The organism is Nocardia colli (assembly GCF_008704205.1).
Classification (GTDB): Bacteria; Actinomycetota; Actinomycetes; order Mycobacteriales; family Mycobacteriaceae; genus Nocardia; species Nocardia colli.
This window is the reverse complement of sequence record NZ_VXLC01000011.1, coordinates 159,594-181,927: the sequence shown is the minus strand read 5'-3', so window position 1 is coordinate 181,927 and position 22,334 is coordinate 159,594. Positions and strand designations below refer to the sequence as shown.

The following is a 22,334-nucleotide window of genomic DNA, read 5'->3' as shown; positions in this document are numbered from 1 at the left end:
GAACCCAAGCCGACGGGCTGTGGCAACAGCGGTCAGATCTACCGGGCACAGTGCACAAAAGCGCCGGTTACCTGCTGTTCGATGTCACAGTCTCGCGTGGTCAGGCGAAGATCGCGGCGCGGCGGGCGGGGTCCGCGAGGACGTCGCGGACCAGCAGGCCGAGGTCTCCGTCGGCGGGGACGGAACGGTAGATGACGTCGAAGGCGGGGACGCCCGCGACGCTGACCACGAACCTGGTGTTGCGGCGATCGTGGGGATACCAGTCGATGGTGACCGGGCCGTCGAGATCGATGTCTCGGTTCCCGACCCGCAGGCCCAACCTGCCGTGTTGCCGGTAGAGCACCACCGGGACTTCGCCGAGCTCGGCATAGACACCGCCGAGCTGGTTCGCACCGCCGGGCGTCGCGCGCAGTGCGCCGGTGATCGGGTCGAATTCGGCCCATACGCCGTAGCCGACGTATGGACGCACGACAATCGTTGTGGAGCCGCCATTTTCGCCGGTGTAGGCGCGTCGGCCGTGACCGTTGCCGCCATTGCGGTGGCCGTTGCCGCCTGGCCCTGGTCCGCCCATAGGTGGCATGGGCGTCCATGGCGGCAGGGAGGATCCCGGCTGATCAATCGGTGGAATCGTTACGCCTGGTGGCAGATTCGGCGGCACGGAGGTTCCGGGTGGGACCGGGCCTCCCGGAGACGGATGGGGTGGTGTCGGAATCTGTGGTGGGACCGGCAGGTTCGGCGGAACCGGCAGGTGTGGTGGCACCGGCGGGATCGGTGGCGCCGGGATGTGCGGCGGCTCCGGCAGATTTGGCGGGTCCGTCGGCAGTTCCGGCGGGACGGGCAGATTCGGCGGCACGGGCGGCACGGGCGGCACGGGCGGCAGGACCGGCGGATTCGGTGGCACCGGCGGATTCGGTGGGACCGGCGGATTCGGCGAGACCGGGATATGCGGTGGCACTGGCGGATTCGGCGGGACTGGGATATGCGGTGGCACTGGCTGATTCGGCGGCACTGGAATATGCGGCGGAACCGGCGGGATCGGTGGCACCGGGATATGTGGCGGCTCCGGCGGATTCGGTGGCACCGGCGGCGTTGGCACGTGCGGCGGGGTCGGCACGTGCGGCGGCGTCGGGACATGCGGCGGGGTCGGCACGTGCGGCGGCGTCGGCGGTATCCGTGGCGGCACCGGAGGGCGCGGCGGCACCGGCGGAGTGGGCGGATGCGGCGGTTCTACCGGGGGTTGCGGGTCCGGCACCGGCCACGGGATGGGCGCGGAATCCACCGGCTCGGGGAACTCGAACTCGTAGTCCCGCGGCGGATGCGGAATATGCGACCTCAGTGCCCGACCAGGCAACTGCGGCGGCCGCGAATCCCGTTGTCCGTCAGCGGAATCAGGCGGATCACCACCATCACCACGAGTCGCCCGCCCGCCGCTGTCACCACCTTCGGGCTTCGGCCCGGACTCCTCCGCCGACTTGGGCTCACGCGCAGGTGACTGCTCCGACTCCGATGGGGCGGCACCATTTCGCCGATTCGTACGCGTACCAGCGTCACCAGCCTCGGACTTCGGCGCGGGCTCCACCGTCGACTCCGGCCGACGCGGAAGTGACTGCTCGGACTCCGACGGGTCACCACCCTCTCGCCGATTCGAGTGCGCACCAACGTCACCGGTCTCGGGCTTCGGCGCCGGCTCCTGCGCCGACTCCGGCTGACGGGACGGTGACTGCTCTGACTCTGGCGGATCGCCACCGTCTCGCCGATTCGGGTGCACACGCCCCTCGCCCGTTACGGGCTTCGGCGCAGACTCCTCGCGCGGCACTGAATGCTCGGTACTCACGCTGGATTCCGGCGAGTTGCCATCGTCCTGCCGATTCGTATGCTCGCCAACGTCACCGGCCTCGAGGTTCGGCGTGGGTTCCTCTGCCGACTCCGATTCGCGCGGGACTCGATGCTCCGTGCTTGCGTCGGATTCCGGCAGGTCACCGTCGTCTCGCCGGATTGTGTGCGGATCCGCGTCGTCGGTTTCCTGCTTCGGGGCGGACTCATCGGTGGATTCGAGCCTGCGGGTAGGCGACTCGTTGGTTTCTGTAATGGGTTCCGGCGGGATGCTCTCGCCGGTCTGCTTCGTATGTGTGCCAACATCTTCCGACGTCGGAAGGTTTTTACCCGTCAGTACCGGGTCGTGCGGAGGCGACTGTTCGAGTCCGGATTCAGGTTCCCTACTGGTTGGCGATTCGGAGTCAGTTGATCGCTCTTGCTCTGGTGCGCGTACGGATTCGTCTGAGCGGTCGTGGCCGGTGACAGGGTCCAGGGCCGTAGCTGGTTCGCGGGGCGCTGAGCTGTTCGGATCCGAGGGTGGGTTCTGTGGCAGGGCGGTGGTTGGCGGTGGGTTCTCGTCTGGGCCGTCGGCGGCGGGGCGGTCGAGTTCGTCGAACTTGGCAATCATTTCGCGGTGCGCCGCCTCGAGGTTCGCCATGAGTTGCTGGTGTTCGCTCTGGGCTGCGAGATCGGTGCGGATCTGCTCGAGGTGGTCGAGCACGCGGCGCAGTTCGGCGTCGGCCTGGTCCGCGTGCCGGCGGTAGGCCTCGTCCACCTTTGCCAATTCGCGGGCCAGTGCGGCATCGATCCGGGTGGCCTGGTTCGCTGAATCGGGATCCGTTGCGGGACTTTGCGACTCGAGCCGACCGGCCAGGTCGCGACCGATCTGCTCCAGACGGTCGAGCGTCCGCTGCAATTCGGCGTCGGCTTCCGCGGAATGCCGCCGATACGACTCGTCCAGCGCGGCGAGCTCACGCGCCACCGCCTCGTCGATCCGTGACGGCAGATGCGTCGAATCCGGCTCCGGCGCAACGCCTTGCGGCTCGAGTCGCGCAGCCAGATCGCGGCCGATCTGTTCGAGGTGATCGAGCACTCGCCGCAACTCGGCATCGGCCTCGTCCGAATGCCGCCGGTACGACTCGTCCAGTGCCGCCAGCTCACGCGCCACCGCGTCATCGATCCGCGAACGCGGGTCGACCGAATCGGGCTCCGGCACAATGTCATGCAGGTCGAGCGGCTTGTCCAGATCTTGGCCGATCTGCTCCAGACGGTCGAGCGTCCGCTGCAACTCGGCGTCGGCGGCTTCGGTATGACGCTGATGCGATTCGTCCAGCGCGGCGAGCTCGCGTGCCAGCGCCTCGTCGATCCGTGAACGCGGATCCGGCCTGGTATCCGCACTCGGCCGATCGTCGTGTGCCTTGGGTTCGGTGCTCGGCGGCTCCTCGAGTGTCTTCGTCCGGTTACCCGGGTCGTCCGGGCGCTGTTGCGAATTCGGCTGCCGCACCGTGTCATCGGTGGAACCGTCCCGCGCACCGGGCTGCTGGCCCTCGATCGCCGGGCGCTGGGCGGCGCCGCCTGATCCTGGCCGACGGGGTGGCGGCTCGGTGGGGGTCGAGGAGGCGGCTGGGCCGTCCTCGTCGGGCCCACCCAGTTCGGGCCGGGGGTGTCCGGCGTCGGGGTGTCCGGTGTGATCGCCCGCCGGCAGTTGCTCCGGCGCCCGGTAGAACTGCTCCGCCAGGTCGGCGAGTTCGCGGATCCGCGCCGCACGCTGCCGGACCTCGTCGCGCATCTTGGCGATTTCCGCGGCCAGCTCCGTGGGCGTCAGCCCCTCGTGCTTTTCGATCTTGCCGTCGCGGTACGCCTCGTACACCTTGCGGAACGTCGCGTCGTCGGCGTCGGCGAGATCGACGCCGACCAGCCGCGACCAGTCCCGGTTGGGGTCGGGCCGGTCGCTCTCGGGATCGCTGTCGCGATCCCAGGTGCCGTCGCCGTCGGGCCGGCGCGGATGCTCGGCGAGGGTCTGCCCGAAGTCGAGCGAATCGCCGGAATCCATTGCGTCGCGGATGATGTCGCGCAGTGCGTGGATCGCCTCGGGATCGTGGATCGGAGGCTCACCGGTGACCCGCGGGTCGGCGGACAGATCACCGCGTGGCACGTCGGCATAGGGATCGCTCTTGATCAGCGAATTCGCGTACTCGGTGAGCGCGTTCTTCAGCAGGTCGTGCTTGCCGTCGCGTTCCATCTGCGCGAGCAGCTTGCGCAGCTTCTTCGGGTCCAGGCTGTTCGAGTCCGACCCGTGCACCAGCCGGCCCGCGTCGTTCTTGGTGTATTTCGGCGGGAAGAGTTCCGACGGCTCGACGCCGAGCCGCTTCGCCAGTTGGTCGCGTGCGGCCACGAACGCGGCCGGGTCGAGGTCGCGCAGTTGCTTGGCGTAGGCGACGAGGTCGCCGATCTGCTGGGCACGCAACGCATTTCGGAATGAGTTGTCGGTCAGTGCCTCGGCGAGCCGTTGCGGGGTCAGCTCCGCCTCGGGGATGCCGAGGCGGGTGGCGAGCTGACTGCGCGCGTCGCCGATGTCGTTGAAGGACGAGATGTCGTTCATCGAGCGGGCGAAGTCGGCCAGCGCCTCGATCTGCCCGGCCCGAACGGCGTTGTCCAGCTTCATATCCGCGATCGTCTGCGCCAGCCGATCCGGGTGCAACGCCTCCGGTTGCAGCCCGAGGCTCCGCGCCAGATCCACCAGATCGGCGAGCACTTCGGCGCGCGGGCGCGGCGGTGGCGGCGGCGCGTCCGCCGCCGACGGCTCGGTGTGCGGGACGTCGGCGTGGTCGAGCACGACCGGCCGCCACTGACCGTCCTTGTCGCGCAACAGGGTTACCGCCAGATCGCGCCCGTCGATGGTCTCGCGATGGTGATAGACGTCGGGCGTATCGACCGGTTCGAGATGGATATGACCGTTCCGATCAGTGCGCGCCTTGTGGTAATCGACTTGAACGTCACCACGATTCACCGCCTGCGCGAGGTCCGGGTGGTCGGCCAGCACGCGGGCGAGCGCGGCAGCCCGGTCCTGTGGTCCGTCGATGACGACGAGCCGGTCCGGCACATCCTCGCCGACCGGAATCCGCATGACCTGGTCGCCGAACGGTTCGCCGATCGGCGGCTGATCGTCGGATTCGGGATGCACGCGGAATTCGGCGGCGTCGGCGAATTCGGCGACCCGGTCCGCGCGCGCCTGGTTCGCGGCCCGGAGCTCATCGATCCGCTGCGTGGTGACCGAGTCGATGTCGAGGCCGAACATCTGTGCCCAGGTGGACAATTCATCGCGCAGCTGGTCGCGACGCAGGGCGTGTTCGAAGTAGGCCCGCGGCCCCTGATCCCGGCCGAGCTCGGGATCGTTCGGGCCGATATCACCCCACTCCTTCAGCGGGTCCGCGCCGTTGCCGACCGGCGTGTAGTTCTGCACCCCGGTCGAACCGTCGAAGGCCGCGTTGAGCTCCTTGAGGAAGCGACCCATCGGGTTGTCGTCGAAGAAGCTGACCTGGTCGGAGTACGGGACCGGCCGTCCTGCCGGATCCGGTTCGCCCTGGCGGACCGGTCGGCGGCCGGGATCGTCGTCGAACTCGTCCTCGTCGAAGTAGAGGTCCTCGTCCTCCTCGGCGTGGCGACGCTGGTCGGGTCCGTCGAGTTCGCCGGGGCGACGACGCTGTTCCCCTTCGTCGAGGGCGGGACGCGAATCCTGGCCTGCCACATCCTCTCTGGTGTACGGCCGGGTCTGCTCCTCGTTGTATCGCCGGTGCGCGTCGGCGAGGCCTTCGATCGCCGCGGCCTCACGCAGCGCGCGGTACTCCTGCTCGTCGATGGCCCGGCGTACCGTCGCCGGGTCCTCGTCGGGCAGGTCGAAGCCGAGCCGGTCGGCCAGCTCGGAGAGCGACTCGTGTTCGGGCGGTGGGCCATCCGGGTCCGGCGTGGGATCCGGGTGCGCCGGCGGTTCCTGCTCGAGCGCCCGCGCCTCGTCCTCGGAGACCAGGCCCAGCCGCTCCATGTCGTCGACGATCCGCTGCCGCTGCTCCGGATCGGACACCGAGAGCGCGTCTTCCAGGACTGCCCTGGCCTCTTCCGCCGAAATCTGGCTGACCTCGAAGAGGTCTGTGATGGTCTCGCGCACCAGATCCGGGTCGGCGTCGCTGACCCAGAAGCGGTACTCCTCGCCGTCCGCGGTGCGCGGCGCCACGAAATCGCCCGCGATATCGGGGGTCCGCCCGGACAGCTGGCCCAGGATCGGCAGGTGTTCGCGGTTCTTCCAGATCGTCGCGCCCTCTTTCAGGATGCGAGCGACGTTGGGCGCCTTGTCCGATGAGTCCGGCGCCGGACCCACGTGCGGAACGTCCGGCGAATGCGGCACGTGCGGGACCGGAGCCGGGGTGGGCGGCTGGTCGAACAGGTGCGGCGCGTTGGCCACGCCGTCCCGCAGCGCGGTCTGACCGCGGCCGTCCTCGCCGGACCCGGACGGATACTTGGGGTTGTCGCCCTCGTAGCCGCGGACGTAGATCCGGTCTCGAATGCGTTCCCACGCACGACGAACCGGCGACTTCTTCTCGACCTCGCCCGAACCCTCTTGCCGTGCAGGCGGTTCCCCGTCGCTGGCCGGGACCGCGCGCCAGCGATCCTCGCCATCCGGATGCAGCGCCAGGGGTACCTGCTCGCCGTCGATGTCGAGCGTGTGCGGGTGAGTGTCTTCGGCGAGCACCACCGAATCCGGTTCCAGTACCGAAGGAGCACTGGAGTCGTTGTCGCGGTGAGTATTCGATTCGCCGCCGGGATCGTCCGGAGAGGCGGGCGGCGGTAGTTCCGGTGGCTTCTTGCCACCCCCGTCCGAACCCGACGCCGGTTCGACCGGTTCACCGTCCGGTGGCCGGTGTCCGACCCCGACCTCGTGCAACGCCGGATCCCGTGGCGGCAGGCCGGAATCCGCGTGCTGCTGCGGAATTCCGTTCTCGTCGAACAGGATCGTGCGGGTGAGCCGCACCGGATAGTCGCCGCCGGGCGGGACCGGCGGGAAGCCGTGCGGCAGGCCCAGGACCGGATCGCGGACGACGATCTCGCCGTTCTCCTTGACCAGCACGTAGGCGTGCGCGCCGACGTTGTGCTCGTCGGACTTGCCGTAGACGTCGATCACCAGCGCGGCCACCCCGTCGGGACGCTCGATCCGGTTGCCGTCGGCGTCCAGCACGAAACTGCCGTCCGGCCGAGTCTCGTACATCAGCGCGTCGCGAATCTCGTTGTGGTTCTCGACGTCTCGCAGCGGTGCGTGAGCGGCCTGCTCGATTTCGCTCTGCGATACACCGTCCAGGCCGACTTCCCGGGTCGGCACGTCGATCACGTCGCTGCCGGTGATCCGACGGATGAGTTCGAGGCTGCGGACCGCGCAGTCGCGCTGTCGGTCGATGTCCGAGGGATCCGGTCGCGTCGTGGCGTGGTCGGGATCGGCGGCCGCGGCGGTATCCGGTTGTGTGGTGCGATGTTCCGCCCGCGGTGCGGCGTCTGCGGCCGGCGCGGCGGCGAGCGGCAGCAGACCGGCCAGGTCGAGTGGTGCCGGGCCGTCAGTGTGCGAGTTGTCGGTCGACCGCGGCGCGTCGGAATCGGCCGACTGTCGTGTCTCGGCGGTCCCGTCCACGCTCGAGCGGGCGCGCGGCGGCTGCTCGCCGCTCGACCCCGATTGCAGCGTCGACTGATGATCGGCGCCGCGGGCGCGCGAGTCCGCTACGCCGGTACCACCCGAGTCACGGGTGCGCGGGGCGGTTCCGTCACCGCGGGCGTCGCCCGCCCGGGGACGATCGGTGGGCGGTCGGGTATCGCCCGCCGGACGGCTGTCCGGGCTTCCGGCGCGCTGCTGCTCGGTGCGGGGGGCATCCGATCCGGTGTGCGCGCGTACATCCGCGGCGGCCGGGCGAGGCGTACTGGAAGATGCTGGGGTGTTGCGGCTTTCGCCGGCGGCCGGGTTGGCCGAGGTCGGATGGGCGGGTGGAGTACCCGGATTCCCAGCAGGCGTCGGATGAATCGGCGTGTTGGCGACCGGTCCGCCATCGACGTTACGGACCACAACCGGGTCACTGCCAGTGGATGTCGCGTCGATCCGGCCGTCGGAACCCGCACCGTGTACGGCGTCCGCTTCCGGCGCCATCCCCGCCCGCTTGGTCGCGGCATCGCCGGAATCAGCATGCGCCGCAGCACGATCCGTGCTCGAACCGGCGTTGTCGACCGATCGGGAGCTGCCGTCGCCAGTCCGGCCCTGACCGTCGCCATCGGAATGCGCCGCGGAGTCGCCTGCCAGGCCCGCATCCTTGGCCGCCGCGTCGCCCGCTCGGCTCCCGGCCTCGCCGGTGCCCTCGCCGTCACGTGCGCCCCGGCTCTCACCGGATCCGTTGGTCTCAGCGGAATTCCGGCCGTCACCCGGCCCCCGGCCGTCGCTCGATCCGTCGGCATCACTCGAATTCCGGCCATCACCCGACCCACGATTCTCGCCAGACCCGTTGACGGCATCCGAATTTCGGCCGTCGCTCGACTCCCGGTTCTCGCCGGACCCGTCGCCTTCGCTCGAATTCCGGCCATCGCCCGACCCACGATTCTCACCGGACCCGTTGGCGCCATCCGAATTCCGGCCATCGCCCGACCCGCGGCTCTCGCGAGACCCGTCGGCATCGCTCGAATTCCGGCCATCACTCGATCCGCGATTATTGCCGGCCCCTGCGCCGTCGCCTGAACTCTGGCCGTTGACCCCGTTCGTCTGCCGGGTACCAGTATCGCCGCCGGCACGTCCGTTGCCCGCGGCATCCGCAACTCCGGCCGGCCTGGTCGCTGCGCCGTCACCGGTCGTGCCCCGGCCGCTACCGTCTCCGCCCGCCCGAGGCCCGGACCCGGTGCCGTCGGTCGAATTCGCTCCGTTGCCGGACGGGTGGACGGCGTCTTCGAAACGGTCGCCGAAACTGGGTCTGCCGAACAGGTCCGGGCGCATGTTTCCCCAGGCATGCTGCGCGCCAACCTTGTTCAGGCCGGACATCGCGCCGTTCGATGCGCCCGCGGTGAACATCCGCCAGTCGACCTGGGTGTTCTTCAGGTTGTTCCAGGCATCGCCGACACCGTTGCGGGCGGCGTCGATGCCGAACTGGGTGCCGGTGGCGGCGACGAAACCCGCACCCGCACCGACCAATCCGGCGGCCGGGCCGGTGATCGCGGCCCGCATCCACGGCTTCATCTCCGAGCTCAGCCGGTGGCCGAGCCAGTCGCCGAACGGGCCGGCGGCGGCTCCGCCCGCGGCCGAACTGACCGCGGTGACCGCGACCTGGTCCCAGTTGATCGATTTGCGGTGGCCGTGGTCCACCTGCCACTGCTGAACGCCGAGCTCCTGCAACGTGCCGAGCATCGTATCGATCGCCACGTGCCGCAGCAGGAACTTCGCGAGCTTCGACGCCACGAGCTTGCCCGCGTGCCGGATGATCGCCGAGACCACCCGTTCACCGATGACCCGTACCGCGATCCGGGTGATCCCGATCGCGGCCGCCTCGACCGCGGGCGCGGTCGGCGGGAACAGCCAGGCCGCGGCGAGTTCGCCGGCCAGCAGGCCCAGCGACGACCAGTACATCAGCTTGGCGTACTCGATCTCGGTGCCGACGCCGTTGGCGGATTCGCCGATCTGGTCGAAGAGCTCGGCCAGCTTGTTCAGCGACTGGTCCTTCGCCGAACCGTCGCCGGAGCGCATGCTGTCGAAGCCCTTGATCATCTCCTCGACCCCCTCGCCGACCGGATAGGCGGTCAGCGAGGCGTTTTTCGCCGCGTCGATATCGGTGAGGATGGTGCGCAGATCAGCGGCGGCGGTGTGCCAGTCCTGGGCCAGGGCCCACATCTGATCTTCGTTGCCCTCGGGCCACTCCATGCCGACGATCGGCTCGAGCCACTCCAGGAAGCCCGGCAGTTCGATCATGGTGGATCAGCGAAAACCGTCGCGGTTCCCGTGTTCCATCTGCTCGAGCAGCTTGGCGCTCTTGGTCTGACCGGTCGAGAAGTTGTCGAGCGAGCCAGCGATGTTCTGCGCGCCGGTGATCATGTTGTCCCGCGAGGAAGTGTAACCGCCGGACCCGTCCGCACCGTTGGCGAAGTTGCGGCCGAGTGTGTCGTTGCCCCAAGGGTTTCCGCGCGCGTTGATCGACGCCTGCAGGGTGTGCAGCACCGTGTTGATTCGGTCGCGCGCGTCCCCGGTCTTCTTCGCTGCCTTGAAGAACAGATCCGAGTCGTACTGGACTTTGTCCGCCACCGCGTTCCCTCCGCGTATGTGCGGTCCCCCGCACCCACATCAGCTGTACGCATTCGACGATGACAGTCCATAGCAACTCGCCTGTTGCTCGCACATGAACGGAAAGTGCCGCGACAGTTACAGACAACATGCGGGTACACCTGGCCGTTCACCTCGCGAAATGTGCTATACGCGTTGATGTTCGGCCGGCGGGGGCGCTACGGGAAGCTCAACCGCGCACAACATCAGCTACTTCGGCCGGTGTGCCGCGGGGAGTCGGCGGGCGCCTGTTCGAGAGGCCAGGTTCCGAGGGCATGCGCAGATTGGCGTCGCTTTGTGCATGCCCCCGGATCCCGTCTAAAACGTTACATCAAGAAACGTGCCGCTGTCTAGCGGCAAGGTTCGCGGCGTGGACGCCGACCATCCTCGCCTACAGACCGGGCAGCTCTTCGGCCAGCTCGGCGATATCGCGGTTCAGGTAGTGCGCGACGAAACGGTTGACCAGCTCGGCCGCCGCCTGACCGGGCACAACCCGGGCAGCGAGCACACGATCGGCCAGCTCGGCCCGATCCGCCTGCGTGCGCCCCGACTGCCGGAACGACTGCCAGGCGGTCCGCTCGAACACGTCGACGAAGCGCCGGGCGATGCGATCGCAATCCCCCCGCAACCGCTCGACCTCGTCCAGAATCTGCGCCGGCGCCGCCCCCGACGCCGCCAATTGCTCGGCGATCCGGACGAGCTGCTGGTCGGCCACGACATAGGTGGCGGCATCGAGCGGCTCATACATTCCGGTCGCGACAACCCGGGCGAGACCGTGCGGCACATCACGGTACCGATCGGCGAGTTCTGTTGCGGCAACGACCATTTCACTGACAGCAGCGCCCGCGCCCGAATCACTCGGCGCATCGAACTCGGCCGCCGCGCCGGCATGATCGAGCGCCTCCGGTTCGGGGACGCCGAGGATGTCACCGAGGTCGTCGCCGCGATCCCAGGCCTCGAGCAGTTCCCTGATCCCGTTCAGCTTGATGCCCCGATCCAGCAACCGGCCGATGGTGCGCACCCGGTTGAGATGGTCGGACCCGTAGAACCCGGTGCGCCCCTTCACCTGCGGCGGCGGCAGCACGCCACGCTCGTGATAGACGCGCAGGCTTCGCACGGTCGTGCCGGCCTCACGCGCCAGCTCATCGATCGTAAATTCCGTACCTGCTGCCATACCTCAAGGAAACCACACCGAAACCTGCGCTGACCGAATGATTGCCGCTCGATAGCCGGTCGACTCGGCCAGATGACGATCACATTTCATGAGATGACAACCATGTACATCTATTGAACGTGCCGTTAAACAACGGTACGTTACTGAGCGATATGACTGCCGTCACATGAAAGGCCCAGGCATGACCATCGTTCGACCTCCCGTACAGACGCAGGAGCCCGCTTCGCGGGCCCTGCACGCCGAGGACGCGGGTTATCACAAGGCGCTGCGTCCACGTCAATTGCAGATGATCGCCATCGGCGGCGCGATCGGCACCGGACTGTTCCTAGGCGCCGGCGGCAGACTGAAAGACGCTGGGGCAGGGCTTTTCCTGGCGTACGCCGTGTGCGGCATCTTCGTGTTCTTCATCCTGCGGGCCCTGGGCGAGCTGATCCTGCATCGCCCGTCCTCGGGTTCGTTCGTCTCCTACGCTCGCGAGTTCTACGGCGAGAAGCTGGCCTTCGGCGTCGGCTGGATGTACTTCTTCCACTGGTGTATGACCGGCATCGTCGACATCACCGCGATCGCCACCTATGTCCACTACTGGGGCAGCATGCAGGTGATTCCGCAGTGGACCATCGCGCTGGTCGCGCTGGCCCTGGTGGTCGCGATCAACATGGTCTCGGTGCGCTGGTTCGGCGAGATGGAGTTCTGGGCGGCCCTGATCAAGGTGGTCGCGCTGGTGGGCTTCCTCATCGTCGGCACCATCTTCCTGGCCGGGCGGCGCCCGATCGAGGGCAACAGCACCGGAATCAGCGTGATCAGCCAGCACGGCGGCCTGCTCCCGAACGGCATCATCCCGATCGTGCTGTGCACCACCGGCGTCATCTTCGCTTATGCCGCAGTGGAATTGATCGGCACCGCCGCCGGTGAGGCGGAGAACCCGGAAAAGATCATGCCGCGCGCGATCAACTCGGTCATCGCCCGCATCGCGCTGTTCTACGTCGGGTCGCTGGTGCTGCTGTCGCTGCTGCTGCCCTACACCGCGTTCAAGTCCGGCGAGAGCCCGTTCGTCACCTTCTTCTCCAAGATCGGTGTCGGCGGCGCGGGCACCATGATGAACCTGGTCGTGCTGACCGCGGCATTCTCCAGCCTCAACGCCGGGCTGTATTCGACAGGGCGCATCCTGCGCTCGATGTCGATGAACGGCAGCGCCCCCGCGATGGCCGGGCTGATGTCCAGGCGCGGCGTGCCCTACGTCGGCATCCTCGCCACCGGCGCGGTCGCGCTGATCGGGGTCGGGCTCAACGCGCTGGTCCCGGACAAGGCCTTCGAGATCGTGCTGAACATGTCCGCACTCGGCACCATCACCGCGTGGGCGGCGATCGTGCTCTGCCAGCTCAAGCTGTGGCGCTGGTCCACCGAAGGCAAGATGGCGCGTCCGTCCTTCCGGCTGATCGGTGCCCCGTACACGAGCATCGCGACGCTGGTCTTCCTGGCCGCGGTAGTCGTGCTCATGCTGTTCAGCGGCAGCGAGGTACAACGCGGCGCGGTGATCGCGATGGCGGTGATCATGGTCCCGGCCATGATCCTGGGCTGGTTCTTCGCCCGCGGCCGGGTCATGCACCTCGCGGCCCTGCGCGAAGGCTTCACCGGCGCGTTCCCCGTGGTCGCCGAGCGGCCGATGGAACACCGCGATCCGCGTATCGCCGATATATCCGGCACAAGCAACAACACCGCAACGAACAATGAGGCAGAATCGCGATAAGGCCGACCTGTTCCGCCCGCTCCGCCACAACGGTTGTCCACCGGTGTCGCGGAGCGGTGCGGGTTCGGCCCCATGTCGAACGCGTTGGTGCTGAGAGGGTCGAATGCCGGAACACTTCAGTGGCTCCGAGGACATTCGCCCGGCTGCGCAGTCGACCACACTGACCGAGGATCTCGGAGAATTGGCATACCGCGCGCAGAATCCGTGGGCTACCCGACGAGTATCGCCGGCCGAAACCACTCCGTGGCTGCCGGATCAGGACGATTCGCTATCACTGGAAGCCGAACCCGGTTCCGAACGCAGTGTCCGGTCCCGGCCCAGTGTTCGCCGGCTCAGCGCGGGACTCGTCGACCTGCCCCGAGTTTCGCAGGTCGACCCCGCGACCGCGATCCTGCGTAATCCCGAAGTACCCGAAGAGAAACGGTTCTGCTGGAAATGCCAGAAGCCCGTCGGCCGCTCGGCGGGCGACGGATACGCGCCGACTTCGGGGAAATGTCCGAATTGCGGATCGCCGTTCAACTTCCGGCCGCTGCTGGCCCCCGGCGATCTGATCGCCGACCAATACGAGGTGCAGGGCTGCCTCGCCTACGGCGGCATGGGCTGGATATTCCTCGCCCGCGACCGCAATGTCAGCGACCGCTGGGTGGTCCTGAAAGGTTTGCAGAATCCGCTCGACTTCGAGGCCCACGTGGTCGCGCTGGCCGAACGACAGTTCCTGTCGGAAATGGCGCACCCGGGGATCGTGAAGATCTTCAACTTCGTCAAACATCGGTCGGCCGACGGAATTCCGTGCGGATACATCGTGATGGAGTACGTAGGCGGGCAATCGCTGAAGGAAATGCTCGATCTGCGCGCCCCCGAACACATCCCGGTGGCCGAGGCCATCGCCTATGTGATGGAGGTGCTGCCCGCACTGGATTATCTGCACTCGTTCGGCCTGGCCTACAACGATCTGAAACCGGACAACATCATGGTCACCGAGGACGAGGTCAAACTCATCGACCTCGGCGCGGTGGCGGCCAGGGAATCCGGCGGCAGTCTTTACGGCACCCTGGGATATCAGGCGCCCGAGTTCACCAGCACCGGTCCGACCGTCGCCTCCGATATCCACACGGTCGGACGGACATTGGCCGCGTTGACGCTGAATATGCCGACCGAACGGCAGGGGCCGAAACTCCCCGGAATTCCGTCGGCCGACGAGGAACCGGTGCTGCGCCGCTATCCCGTCTTCGAGCGCCTGCTGTTGCGGGCGACCGATCCCGATCCGGCACAACGCTTTCCGTCTGCGTATGCGATGTACCGCCAGCTCGCGGGCGTGCTGCGCGCGGTACTCGCCGAGGATACGAACCGGGAGTATCCGCAGACTTCGGCGGTATTCGGTTCGCCGCGTGGTGATTTCGGCATCGATACGGTGATTCGGCAGACCGAGGGGGTGTTCGAGGGTGCACGTCAGGTGCCGATGCTCGACCCACCGAGTGTCGTTGCCGCACTACCTGTCCCGCTGATCGACAGCGAGGATCCGAGCGCAGAGCTGTTGTCTCCCTTGCTCCACGGCGATCCGCAGCAGACACTCGACACACTGCGACAGAGCACCGCCGACATGCACGCGGGAGCGATCGGCACACCCGAAACCTTCGATCTGGAAGGCACATTGGCCGCGGTCCGGGCGCATCTGGACCTGGACGAGGTGGAGCAGGCCCGGGAAAGTCTCGCGCGCTTGCTGCCCGCATATCCCGCGGACTGGCGCATCGACTGGTATACCGGTATCGCGGAACTGTCCTGCGCCGACTATGCGCAGGCCTACGAGCATTTCGATCGCGTGCACTCGATGGTTCCGGGTGAGATCGCGCCGCTGCTGGCGCTGGCCGCGACCGCTGAACTCTTACTCCAGACGGACTCGAATCCGGACGGGCCGGATCAATGGCGGCAGGCGGCGACGGAGTATTACCGGTCGGTCTGGCGAAACACCCGCGGCGTGGCCAGCGCGGCATTCGGCCTGGCGCGCAGGCTTGCCGTCGACGGCGATGTAGCCACCGCCGTTTCCACCTTGCAGCAGGTGCCGGATTCCTCGCGGCATCACAACGCGGCGCGAATGACCGCGTGCCTGCTGCTGGTCACCCGGCCGGTCACCGAGCTGACGCAAACGGACCTCGACGCTGCGGCCGCACACCTCTACGCGCTCCCGGACGAGCCACGACTGATGCAGTTGCAGGCGACCGTATTGAGCGCCGCGCTGGCCTGGCTGAACCGAGGTGGAAAACCGGAGGGGCGCACCACGATCCTCGGATTTCGCTATACCGAGGACGGCCTGCGTGGTGGACTCGAATCGGTCCTCCGGGCAGTCGCGCGGACGACACAGAATCGGCTGCACCGCTATGCGCTGATCGATCTGGCCAACGATATTCGGCCCCGATCCCTCTGGTAGGAAACGGAGTTCGTCCGCCATTGCGATTCGGTCAGGGTTTGTCGCGCTTGCCGAACGAGTGGGTGTTGTTGGTTTCCTGCCCATCGATCAGGCCCGCCGCATCGCGTTGGCCGTCGGCGATCGCACCGAACGTCCCCGAGATTCCGCCGATCCCCTGGAGCAGGTTGGTGCGTGCGGCGAGGTAGCCCTTCTCGCCATCGGCGAACTTCTTCCCGAAACTGTCCTTGCCCCACGGAGTACCTGTCGCACCCAGCTTGGACTCCAGGGTGGTGAGCACGCCGTCGATTCGGTCGTGAATGCCGGCCGCGTGATTCGCCGCCGTGCGGAGCTGATCGGTGTCGACCTCGAACTTCGGCATTATTTCTTCTTCTCCTCATCGGTCATGGTGAACGGCACATCGACCTCCGGTGCCGCCTCTGGTTCCGCGGCCTCCGGTATCCAGTGCTCGGCCGTCGGGGCGGTGGGCACCTTGAACGGCGCGGGCATCGGGCCCCAGTCGATGATCTGTTTCGGCCGGGTCTTTGCCTTCATGTCCTTGCCCGGGCCGAGGTAGGCATTCGGATCCGGACGCGGGGCCGGTCGATCCGGTTCGGATCCGCCGCTGCCCGACGACGACGGTCGTGAGCCCGATGTTCCGGTGGAACCGGTTGTGCCAGAGCCGCTCTGGTTCGAGGACGAGCTCGAGCCGCTGTGCGTCGACGACGAGGAACCCGACGGATGGCTCGCGACGCTCGGCGCGCCGGTCGATGATCCGTGGACGCTGCCACCGGGCGGCGACCCGTGCCCGCTGCCACCCGACGACCCGTGGACACTGCCACCGGGCGGCGTCCACCCGCCGTCGACCGACGACTGATATGAGGTCGGCGGCTCGACGCTGGCGGTGCTACTGCGGACGGATGGCGGCGGGCTTCCTTCTGCGCCACCCGTTTCCGTCGCGGTGACGAACGAGCCGGAGTTCCGTGAGGAGCCCGAGGATCCGTCGGCCGAGTCACGACCCGATACTCCGCCCGTCGACTCACGACCCGACGTTCCACCAACCGAATCACGTCCCGACGAACTGCCCACCGACGCGCGGCTCGAAGACCCACCGGCCGAATCACGCACCGAGGAACCGCCGTTCGATTCACGGATCGATGAACCACCCGTCGAATCACGGATCGAAGACCCGCCCGGTGACTCGCGAGCTGTCACAAAGGAATCCGTCCGGCCCGAACCACTGCTCGACGATCCACCCGAAGACCGCACCGACGATCCGTCACCATGCGTCGATGACCGGCTGGACGTGGCGGACTGCCCGTCGCCGCCACCACCGAACGAATGCGCATTCTGCGCCCGGGACCCACCGCCGGACGCACCCGAATGTGATCCGTTCTGCGAACCACCACCGGACGCACCAGAGTGTGAACCGCCCTGCGATCCTCCACCGGACTGCGAACCGTGCTGCGACCCGCCATCGGACGTGACAGAGTGCGCACCATTCTGCGAACCCCCACCCGAGTGCGAACCGTTCTGCGATCCCCCGCCGGACTGCGAACCGCTCTGCGAACCGCCACCGGACTGTGAACCATGCTGCGACCCGCGCCCGGAACCGCCCGACTGCGAACCATTTTGCGACCCACCGCCGGACACGATCGACTCCGAACCGTGCTGCGACCCACCTCTGGAACCGCTCGACTGCGATCCGTGCTGGGACCCACCACCATTCGACACCGAGGCCGTCGACACCGACCGCGATCCGCCCGAATTCGAATGCCCCCCTGAACTATTCGCTACCGATACCGACCCGTCACCACTCCGGACCGACCCAGTACGCCCGCCGTTGGTGACCGGAGCCGGGGCAGGCGTCGGCTTGTTCGCCCAGGCAAACCGGCGTATGTCGTTCGGCGACACCGTCTTCAGCGTGAACCCACCGCGCGCACCGCCGACCAACCCGCCCCTGGCCGCCGCACCCACCCATCCACTGGGCGAGGAGAACGACGTCCACGACCCGGTCGCCACCCCGACCGCCAGATTCCCCGCGGCCGAGCCGACGATCCCGGAGGCCGCGCCGATGAACGCACCGCGCCCGGTGGCGCTCCACGCCCCGATGTTCCGCCCGCCGATCACCTTGTCCAGCCCGAAACCCAAGTAGCGCGCGAACTCTCGCGACGGCAACGTGCCTGCGGCCGAGGCGAAAATCGAGACCCCGAACTGGGTGCCGTCGAACTTCCGGCGATGCCCCGCGGCCATCTGCCCGAGCTGTACGGCGGCGTCCAAACCTGCCGAGGTGACACCGGTCTCCAGCAGCTTCACCGAGTACACGCCCCACCCCTTGGCGGTCGGCGCGACCAGGCGGCCCGACGCCAGCGTCTTCAGGAAGAAGCGCTTCTCGGTGGCCGCGCCCAGCTTCGCGGCCAGCCGGCCGATCTGCGCGGCCAGCTTGTCCTCGAGCACCCGCAGGATCGACCGCGTGGTGGTGATGGCCGCCGCCTCCGCCGCGGGCGCGGTCGGCGGAAACAGCCAAGCCCAAATGATTTCCAGCGCCAGCCAGACGAGCGAGACGATGATGTTGATCTTCGTCGCCTCGAGTTCGGTGCCCGCGTCGAACGTGGAATCGGACACGGTCTGAAGCAATTGCGCCAGGGACTCCAAAGATTCGTCGCCGGTGCGCAAATGGTCGAACGTGGCGCCCATGGCGGTGGCGCCGTCGCCCTGTAGATACGCCCGCATCGTCGTGCTCTTGGCCGCGTCGATCTCGGACAGCAGTGCGGTCAGGTCAGCGCTCGCGGCCTTCCAGGCGGCCGAGATCTCCCACATGCCGCTCTCGTCGCCGTCCGGCCAGGTCGCGCCGGCGATCCAGCCCAGCCAGCGCAGCTCCTCGGGCAGATACAGTCCCATCCCCGCTCACCGGCCCGCGCCGGCGGCCATCGTCGCCCTGTCGGTCTCGGTCCGCTCGTCGGTCATCGATGCTCCACCCGCTCGCCCGTCGACTGGCCTCCACGACACCGCACACGGATGAACTCGCGGTGTCGCCCAACGGAATTCGGGCTCAATATCAATCACACCCGGGTCAGCGAATGATCATCGCGAGCAGCCGGAACGGACCCGCGGTACCCACCGCGAGCCCGCACGGCATGATCGATGACTGTGCGAATCCTGCTGCAACGAGTGAGCTCAGCCCAGGTGAGCGTCGACGACGAGATCGTCGGCCGGATCGCCCCGGCCGCGTCCGGAGTGCCCCACGGACTGCTCGCCCTGGTCGGCGCCACGCACAGCGACACCGAGGCAAACGCGAAGACGCTCGCCGACAAGGTGTGGCGGCTGCGCATCCTCGACGGCGAACGCTCCGCCGCCGACCTGTCCGCGCCGATCCTGGTGGTCAGCCAGTTCACCCTCTATGCCGACACCGCCAAAGGCCGCCGCCCGTCCTGGAACGCGGCCGCGCCCGGCGCCGTCGCACAGCCGCTGGTCGACGCGTTCGCCGACGCCCTGCGCGAGCTCGGCGCGACCGTCGCGACCGGGCGATTCGGCGCCCACATGCAGGTCGAGCTGGTCAACGACGGCCCGGTCACGCTGTTGCTGGAGGGGTGATCCACGGCAGGCGGCCCGCGCCGCCGATTCGAAGCACACGCTGCCCACATCCCCCGCGCAGGATCCTGGTGCGCCGAGCCGATAACCGTGACAGACTCGTGCGTTAGAAGGTGCGGGTGGCCCCATGCCGCCGGTTAGCGGAGGATCATGCTGGAAACGAGGGACGCGATGGATCTGGACGCGCTGGAGCGTCGGGTCGCCGCGGATCGGTATGCGGCGCTTGATCGTTCGATCGAGGCGGATCTGCGACTGGCCACCTCGCTCGCCGAGCTGGCGAAGGGCTTCATCGCCACCAAGACCAACGGGTCGGTACGCGACCGGACCAGGGACGGGCTGGCGCCGGCCGAGGAGGCCGTCGCCATTCGGCTGCGCCTGCTCTCCACCGGGCAGGTACTGAATGCCCGGCTCGCGGGCGAGCTGAACGAGGCGCTCCGCTCGGTCGAACTCGCGGCCAGGCACAGCGGTCGCCGGGAACTCGCCACCACCACCATCCGGCGCGCGTGCGACGCGTACCGGCAGGTGGCGCGGATCCATCCGGAGGTCGCGGGGCTGTGCGCCGACGGACTCTCGAAATGCGGTGTGTGGCTGGGCCGCCTCGATCAGGATGCCGCCGTCGCGGCGACCGAGGAGGCGGCGCGGATCCGCAGCGCGCTGGCCGCGGCGAACCCGGAGCTCTCGGGTAAGTATCTGGCCAGCTTGAGCACGTTGCTGCGCACGCTGATGGTCGGCCGGTCACGCAAGCAGGCACTGTCGATGTATCGCGAGCGGTACTCCGCGTTCACCTCGACTGGTATGTCGATCCGGTTGCGCGCGTGCGGGGTTCAAGATCTCGACCTGACCCCGAAGTCGTACAAGGCGCTGGCCGAGCTCAATTGCCGCACGCTGGAGCAGGCCGGACGGCTGACCCAGCAGCAGATCCTGTTCAAGTCCTCGGGCGATCTGTCGACCGTCGAGGAGATCAACTGGAAGCTGGCCCTCGTCGGGCTGCGGCCGCTGCTGCCCGGCGCGGAACCGGACCCGCCGTCGATGCCGGTGCAGATCGGCACCAGTTTCGGCGCGCTCAGCGTGTACTGCCCGGTGCCGGACGCGATCGCGCAGATCCGCGCGGCGATCATCGGCGCGTACGCGACCGACGACGCCTATCCGCTGGATCGGGAGAGCTATCTCGGTGAGCGCGAAGAGCATTGGAAGATTACCGACGCCGAGGTGAACACCGCGGAGAAGCTCAGCGACGACGTGGTGCTGATCGATCAGCCCTACGGCGGCTGGGTGACGGTGATGAGCCTGCACTGGGAGCTGACGCCGGTCGGCAAGCATCCGCTGGCCAGGCGGCTGTCCCAGGATTGGCCGGTGGCCGCGATCACGGTGACCGAGCATATCGCCTACGAGCTGTGCTGGTACGAGCACGGGGCAGCCACCCAGTACGCCGCGCTCGGCCGGCCGGCGGGGCAGGCGCCGCTGGATAAACCGTTGGCGCCGTTGGACTTCAAGATGCTGGCCGATCTGAACGCCGACCGCGCGAACGAGACGAAACTTCGCGCGGCGTTCGGCAACACCCAGATGTTCGCCAACCTCACCTATCTCCCGTCGAGCGGGTTGCGGCAGATCAGCGCGACCACCCCGCTCGCCGAGCACGGTGATCGCGTGCTGTTCTTCCGGACTACGCCGTAGACCGTCACACCGCGGTGGTCGGCTGCACCGGCTGAATGGTCGAGTTGCGGCCCCAGATGAACCATACGACCGGGCCGAGGAACGGGAACGCGAGCATGAGCAGCACCCAGATCGCCTTACCGGCCGCCGCGTAGTTGCTGGATCGTAGCGCGCTCACCACACCGGTGATGAACAGCGCGATGGCGCCGATGGCGACAGCGACAGCGAAGACGCCGAAGGCGATCGAGCCAGCCGTTTCGGCGGTACTGGCCAGGCCGGGAGCGGAAGCGAGAGCAATTGTTGTCATGCCACTCAGCGTAGGTTTCGGACCCGTCCCGCCACATCGGTGACTAACCCTGAATTTGCTGTCGCGAATGTGCTCACCGATGTACGCCGCGGGGATGACCTGGGGTGCGACGTCGGGATCGCCTCGGCGATGTGCGTCTCAGGGTCGCTTCAACAATTCAGTATTAAAGTACCCCGCGTTCGCCGTGCTGCGGTTCGCCGTGAATACCGAAATCGACCGATGACGTGCGATCTGCCTGTCAGCTGGGCGGACGGGGCGAAACCCGCAGGCGAACTTCTCGAGAACTAATTGAACGGAACGTTTATGCCCTGCCATGGAGTGCTCTACTGAGATCACGCCCGAACGGTGTCGTAGGTCACCCTCAGTGACCAGCACCCGCTCGGGCGGCTTCACCGGACAACGATGCTAGTCGAGGCTCTTCTCATGGATCAACTGGCGTTGGCGGAGACCCCAGCCGCCCGATGCGCCTATTACCGCCATACCTGTGACCTACCCGCCGGATTCCATCCGGAGATCGGCCGGATCACCGTCCGGGCCGGCTTCGTCGGCGCGATCACCATGCCCGCCGCACTCGGTCAGCAGGTCCACGACGATTTGATACATCATCGAAATCCATTGGGCCCCGTCATTTCTCACGTGCGCTCCAAACGCTGGACCTTTCTGATCCGGCCCGACCTGCCCGACGACGTCCGCCTGTTCGCGGAGTTGTTCCGGCTCAACGTGTCGATCGTGCCGATCGGCGGCGAGATCGCGCTGCCCTCCCCCGCCGACTCACACGCCGGCTACCGCGAATGGATTGTGGCCCCGGAGAACAGGTTTCGGCCGTCCGGTGCGGCCATCGTGGATACCGTGCGCTCCTGCCGGAACACGGGGCCGCGATGACCACGGGACAGCTTCCCGCGAAACATCAAGTGCTGCAGGCTTGCCGGGGTGAGCCGCCGGAGAACAATCCACTCCTGCGGGGCGCCCACGAGCTGACCACGCTGCACGAGCGCCGGCTCGGCGCAGGCCGGGAGACCACCGACGAAATCGACGCGCTCCGAGCCAGTTTGGTGCGCGACATCGATCGCTGGATCACCGTTCAACTGCCGCCCGCGCACGGCGCCGCGCATGTGCACACCGAGACGGTCGGCGCGGTGATCGACCGGCTCGCCCAGTTCACCGCCAACGCCTACGCGGCGCTGGCGAGCGCCTCCGAATGGGACCTGTGGGACGCGTGGCAGCGCCTCGCGGAGCTGGCCGTCGGCTACGACGATCTGGCCGCCGAGGTGTGCGCGGGCGTGCGGCGGTTGCCAGGCGCGTCCTAAATCTCGCCCGCGC

General features: G+C 67.8%; 12 protein-coding genes. 6 read left to right on the top strand and 6 right to left on the bottom strand.

What is annotated here, in order from left to right:
• Window positions 1-100: 100 nt before the first annotated feature.
• The 3 genes from F3087_RS23145 to F3087_RS23135 form a co-directional block, all read right to left on the bottom strand.
• Window positions 101-9,793: a WXG100-like domain-containing protein gene (locus F3087_RS23145; protein WP_150404125.1), complete on the bottom strand. Its 9,693-nt coding sequence runs from the start codon at window positions 9,791-9,793 to the stop codon at window positions 101-103.
• Between the two features lie 6 nt (window positions 9,794-9,799).
• Window positions 9,800-10,123: a hypothetical protein gene (locus tag F3087_RS23140; protein WP_150404124.1), complete on the bottom strand. Its 324-nt coding sequence runs from the start codon at window positions 10,121-10,123 to the stop codon at window positions 9,800-9,802.
• 409 nt (window positions 10,124-10,532) lie between these two features.
• The gene (locus F3087_RS23135; protein ID WP_150404123.1) at window positions 10,533-11,315 is read right to left on the bottom strand and encodes a MerR family transcriptional regulator; all 783 of its coding nucleotides are present in this window, start codon (window positions 11,313-11,315) and stop codon (window positions 10,533-10,535) included.
• Window positions 11,316-11,496: 181 nt separating this feature from the next.
• On the opposite strand from F3087_RS23135, the gene F3087_RS23130 reads away from it, so the two are divergent.
• A complete protein-coding gene (locus F3087_RS23130; protein WP_150404122.1) occupies window positions 11,497-13,062 on the top strand; it encodes an amino acid permease in 1,566 nt (521 codons plus the stop codon).
• A gap of 103 nt (window positions 13,063-13,165) precedes the next feature.
• Window positions 13,166-15,487 (top strand): serine/threonine-protein kinase, encoded by a 2,322-nt coding sequence (locus tag F3087_RS23125; protein WP_150404121.1) that lies wholly within the window; start codon window positions 13,166-13,168, stop codon window positions 15,485-15,487.
• 31 nt (window positions 15,488-15,518) lie between these two features.
• Here the strand turns inward: F3087_RS23125 and F3087_RS23120 are convergent, their stop codons facing one another.
• Window positions 15,519-15,845 (bottom strand): WXG100 family type VII secretion target, encoded by a 327-nt coding sequence (locus F3087_RS23120; protein WP_150404120.1) that lies wholly within the window; start codon window positions 15,843-15,845, stop codon window positions 15,519-15,521.
• Complete coding sequence (locus F3087_RS23115; protein ID WP_150404119.1) at window positions 15,845-18,364, bottom strand: WXG100-like domain-containing protein; 2,520 nt, start codon at window positions 18,362-18,364, stop codon at window positions 15,845-15,847. Before F3087_RS23115 ends, F3087_RS23120 begins: the two co-directional genes overlap by 1 nt.
• A 249-nt stretch (window positions 18,365-18,613) precedes the next feature.
• Here F3087_RS23115 and dtd point away from each other — a divergent pair, with 249 nt between their 5' ends.
• Window positions 18,614-19,057, top strand: a complete 444-nt coding sequence (gene dtd / locus F3087_RS23110; RefSeq protein WP_150404140.1) for a D-aminoacyl-tRNA deacylase — start codon at window positions 18,614-18,616, stop codon at window positions 19,055-19,057.
• A 147-nt stretch (window positions 19,058-19,204) separates the two neighbouring features.
• Window positions 19,205-20,728, top strand: a complete 1,524-nt coding sequence (locus F3087_RS23105; RefSeq protein ID WP_223885277.1) for a hypothetical protein — start codon at window positions 19,205-19,207, stop codon at window positions 20,726-20,728.
• A gap of 4 nt (window positions 20,729-20,732) precedes the next feature.
• On the opposite strand, the gene F3087_RS23100 is transcribed toward F3087_RS23105, so the two are convergent.
• Window positions 20,733-21,014: a PLD nuclease N-terminal domain-containing protein gene (locus tag F3087_RS23100; protein ID WP_150404118.1), complete on the bottom strand. Its 282-nt coding sequence runs from the start codon at window positions 21,012-21,014 to the stop codon at window positions 20,733-20,735.
• Window positions 21,015-21,437: 423 nt separating this feature from the next.
• Here F3087_RS23100 and F3087_RS23095 point away from each other — a divergent pair, with 423 nt between their 5' ends.
• Both F3087_RS23095 and F3087_RS23090 read left to right on the top strand, forming a co-directional pair.
• Window positions 21,438-21,896: a DNA-directed RNA polymerase subunit beta gene (locus tag F3087_RS23095; RefSeq protein WP_150404117.1), complete on the top strand. Its 459-nt coding sequence runs from the start codon at window positions 21,438-21,440 to the stop codon at window positions 21,894-21,896.
• A complete protein-coding gene (locus F3087_RS23090) occupies window positions 21,893-22,321 on the top strand; it encodes a DUF4254 domain-containing protein (RefSeq protein WP_150404116.1) in 429 nt (142 codons plus the stop codon). The genes F3087_RS23095 and F3087_RS23090 overlap by 4 nt, the downstream gene beginning before the upstream one ends.
• Window positions 22,322-22,334: the final 13 nt, after the last annotated feature.

What these genes read in the sequence shown, in the direction of transcription:
- F3087_RS23145 (WP_150404125.1), bottom strand. Translation starts at nt 9,793, where the DNA reads ATGATCGAACTGCCGGGCTTCCTGGAGTGGCTCGAGCCGATCGTCGGC.
- F3087_RS23135 (WP_150404123.1), bottom strand. Translation starts at nt 11,315, where the DNA reads ATGGCAGCAGGTACGGAATTTACGATCGATGAGCTGGCGCGTGAGGCC.
- F3087_RS23130 (WP_150404122.1), top strand. Translation starts at nt 11,497, where the DNA reads ATGACCATCGTTCGACCTCCCGTACAGACGCAGGAGCCCGCTTCGCGG.
- F3087_RS23125 (WP_150404121.1), top strand. Translation starts at nt 13,166, where the DNA reads ATGCCGGAACACTTCAGTGGCTCCGAGGACATTCGCCCGGCTGCGCAG.
- F3087_RS23120 (WP_150404120.1), bottom strand. Translation starts at nt 15,845, where the DNA reads ATGCCGAAGTTCGAGGTCGACACCGATCAGCTCCGCACGGCGGCGAAT.
- F3087_RS23115 (WP_150404119.1), bottom strand. Translation starts at nt 18,364, where the DNA reads ATGGGACTGTATCTGCCCGAGGAGCTGCGCTGGCTGGGCTGGATCGCC.
- F3087_RS23105 (WP_223885277.1), top strand. Translation starts at nt 19,205, where the DNA reads ATGCTGGAAACGAGGGACGCGATGGATCTGGACGCGCTGGAGCGTCGG.
- F3087_RS23100 (WP_150404118.1), bottom strand. Translation starts at nt 21,014, where the DNA reads ATGACAACAATTGCTCTCGCTTCCGCTCCCGGCCTGGCCAGTACCGCC.
- F3087_RS23095 (WP_150404117.1), top strand. Translation starts at nt 21,438, where the DNA reads ATGGATCAACTGGCGTTGGCGGAGACCCCAGCCGCCCGATGCGCCTAT.
- F3087_RS23090 (WP_150404116.1), top strand. Translation starts at nt 21,893, where the DNA reads ATGACCACGGGACAGCTTCCCGCGAAACATCAAGTGCTGCAGGCTTGC.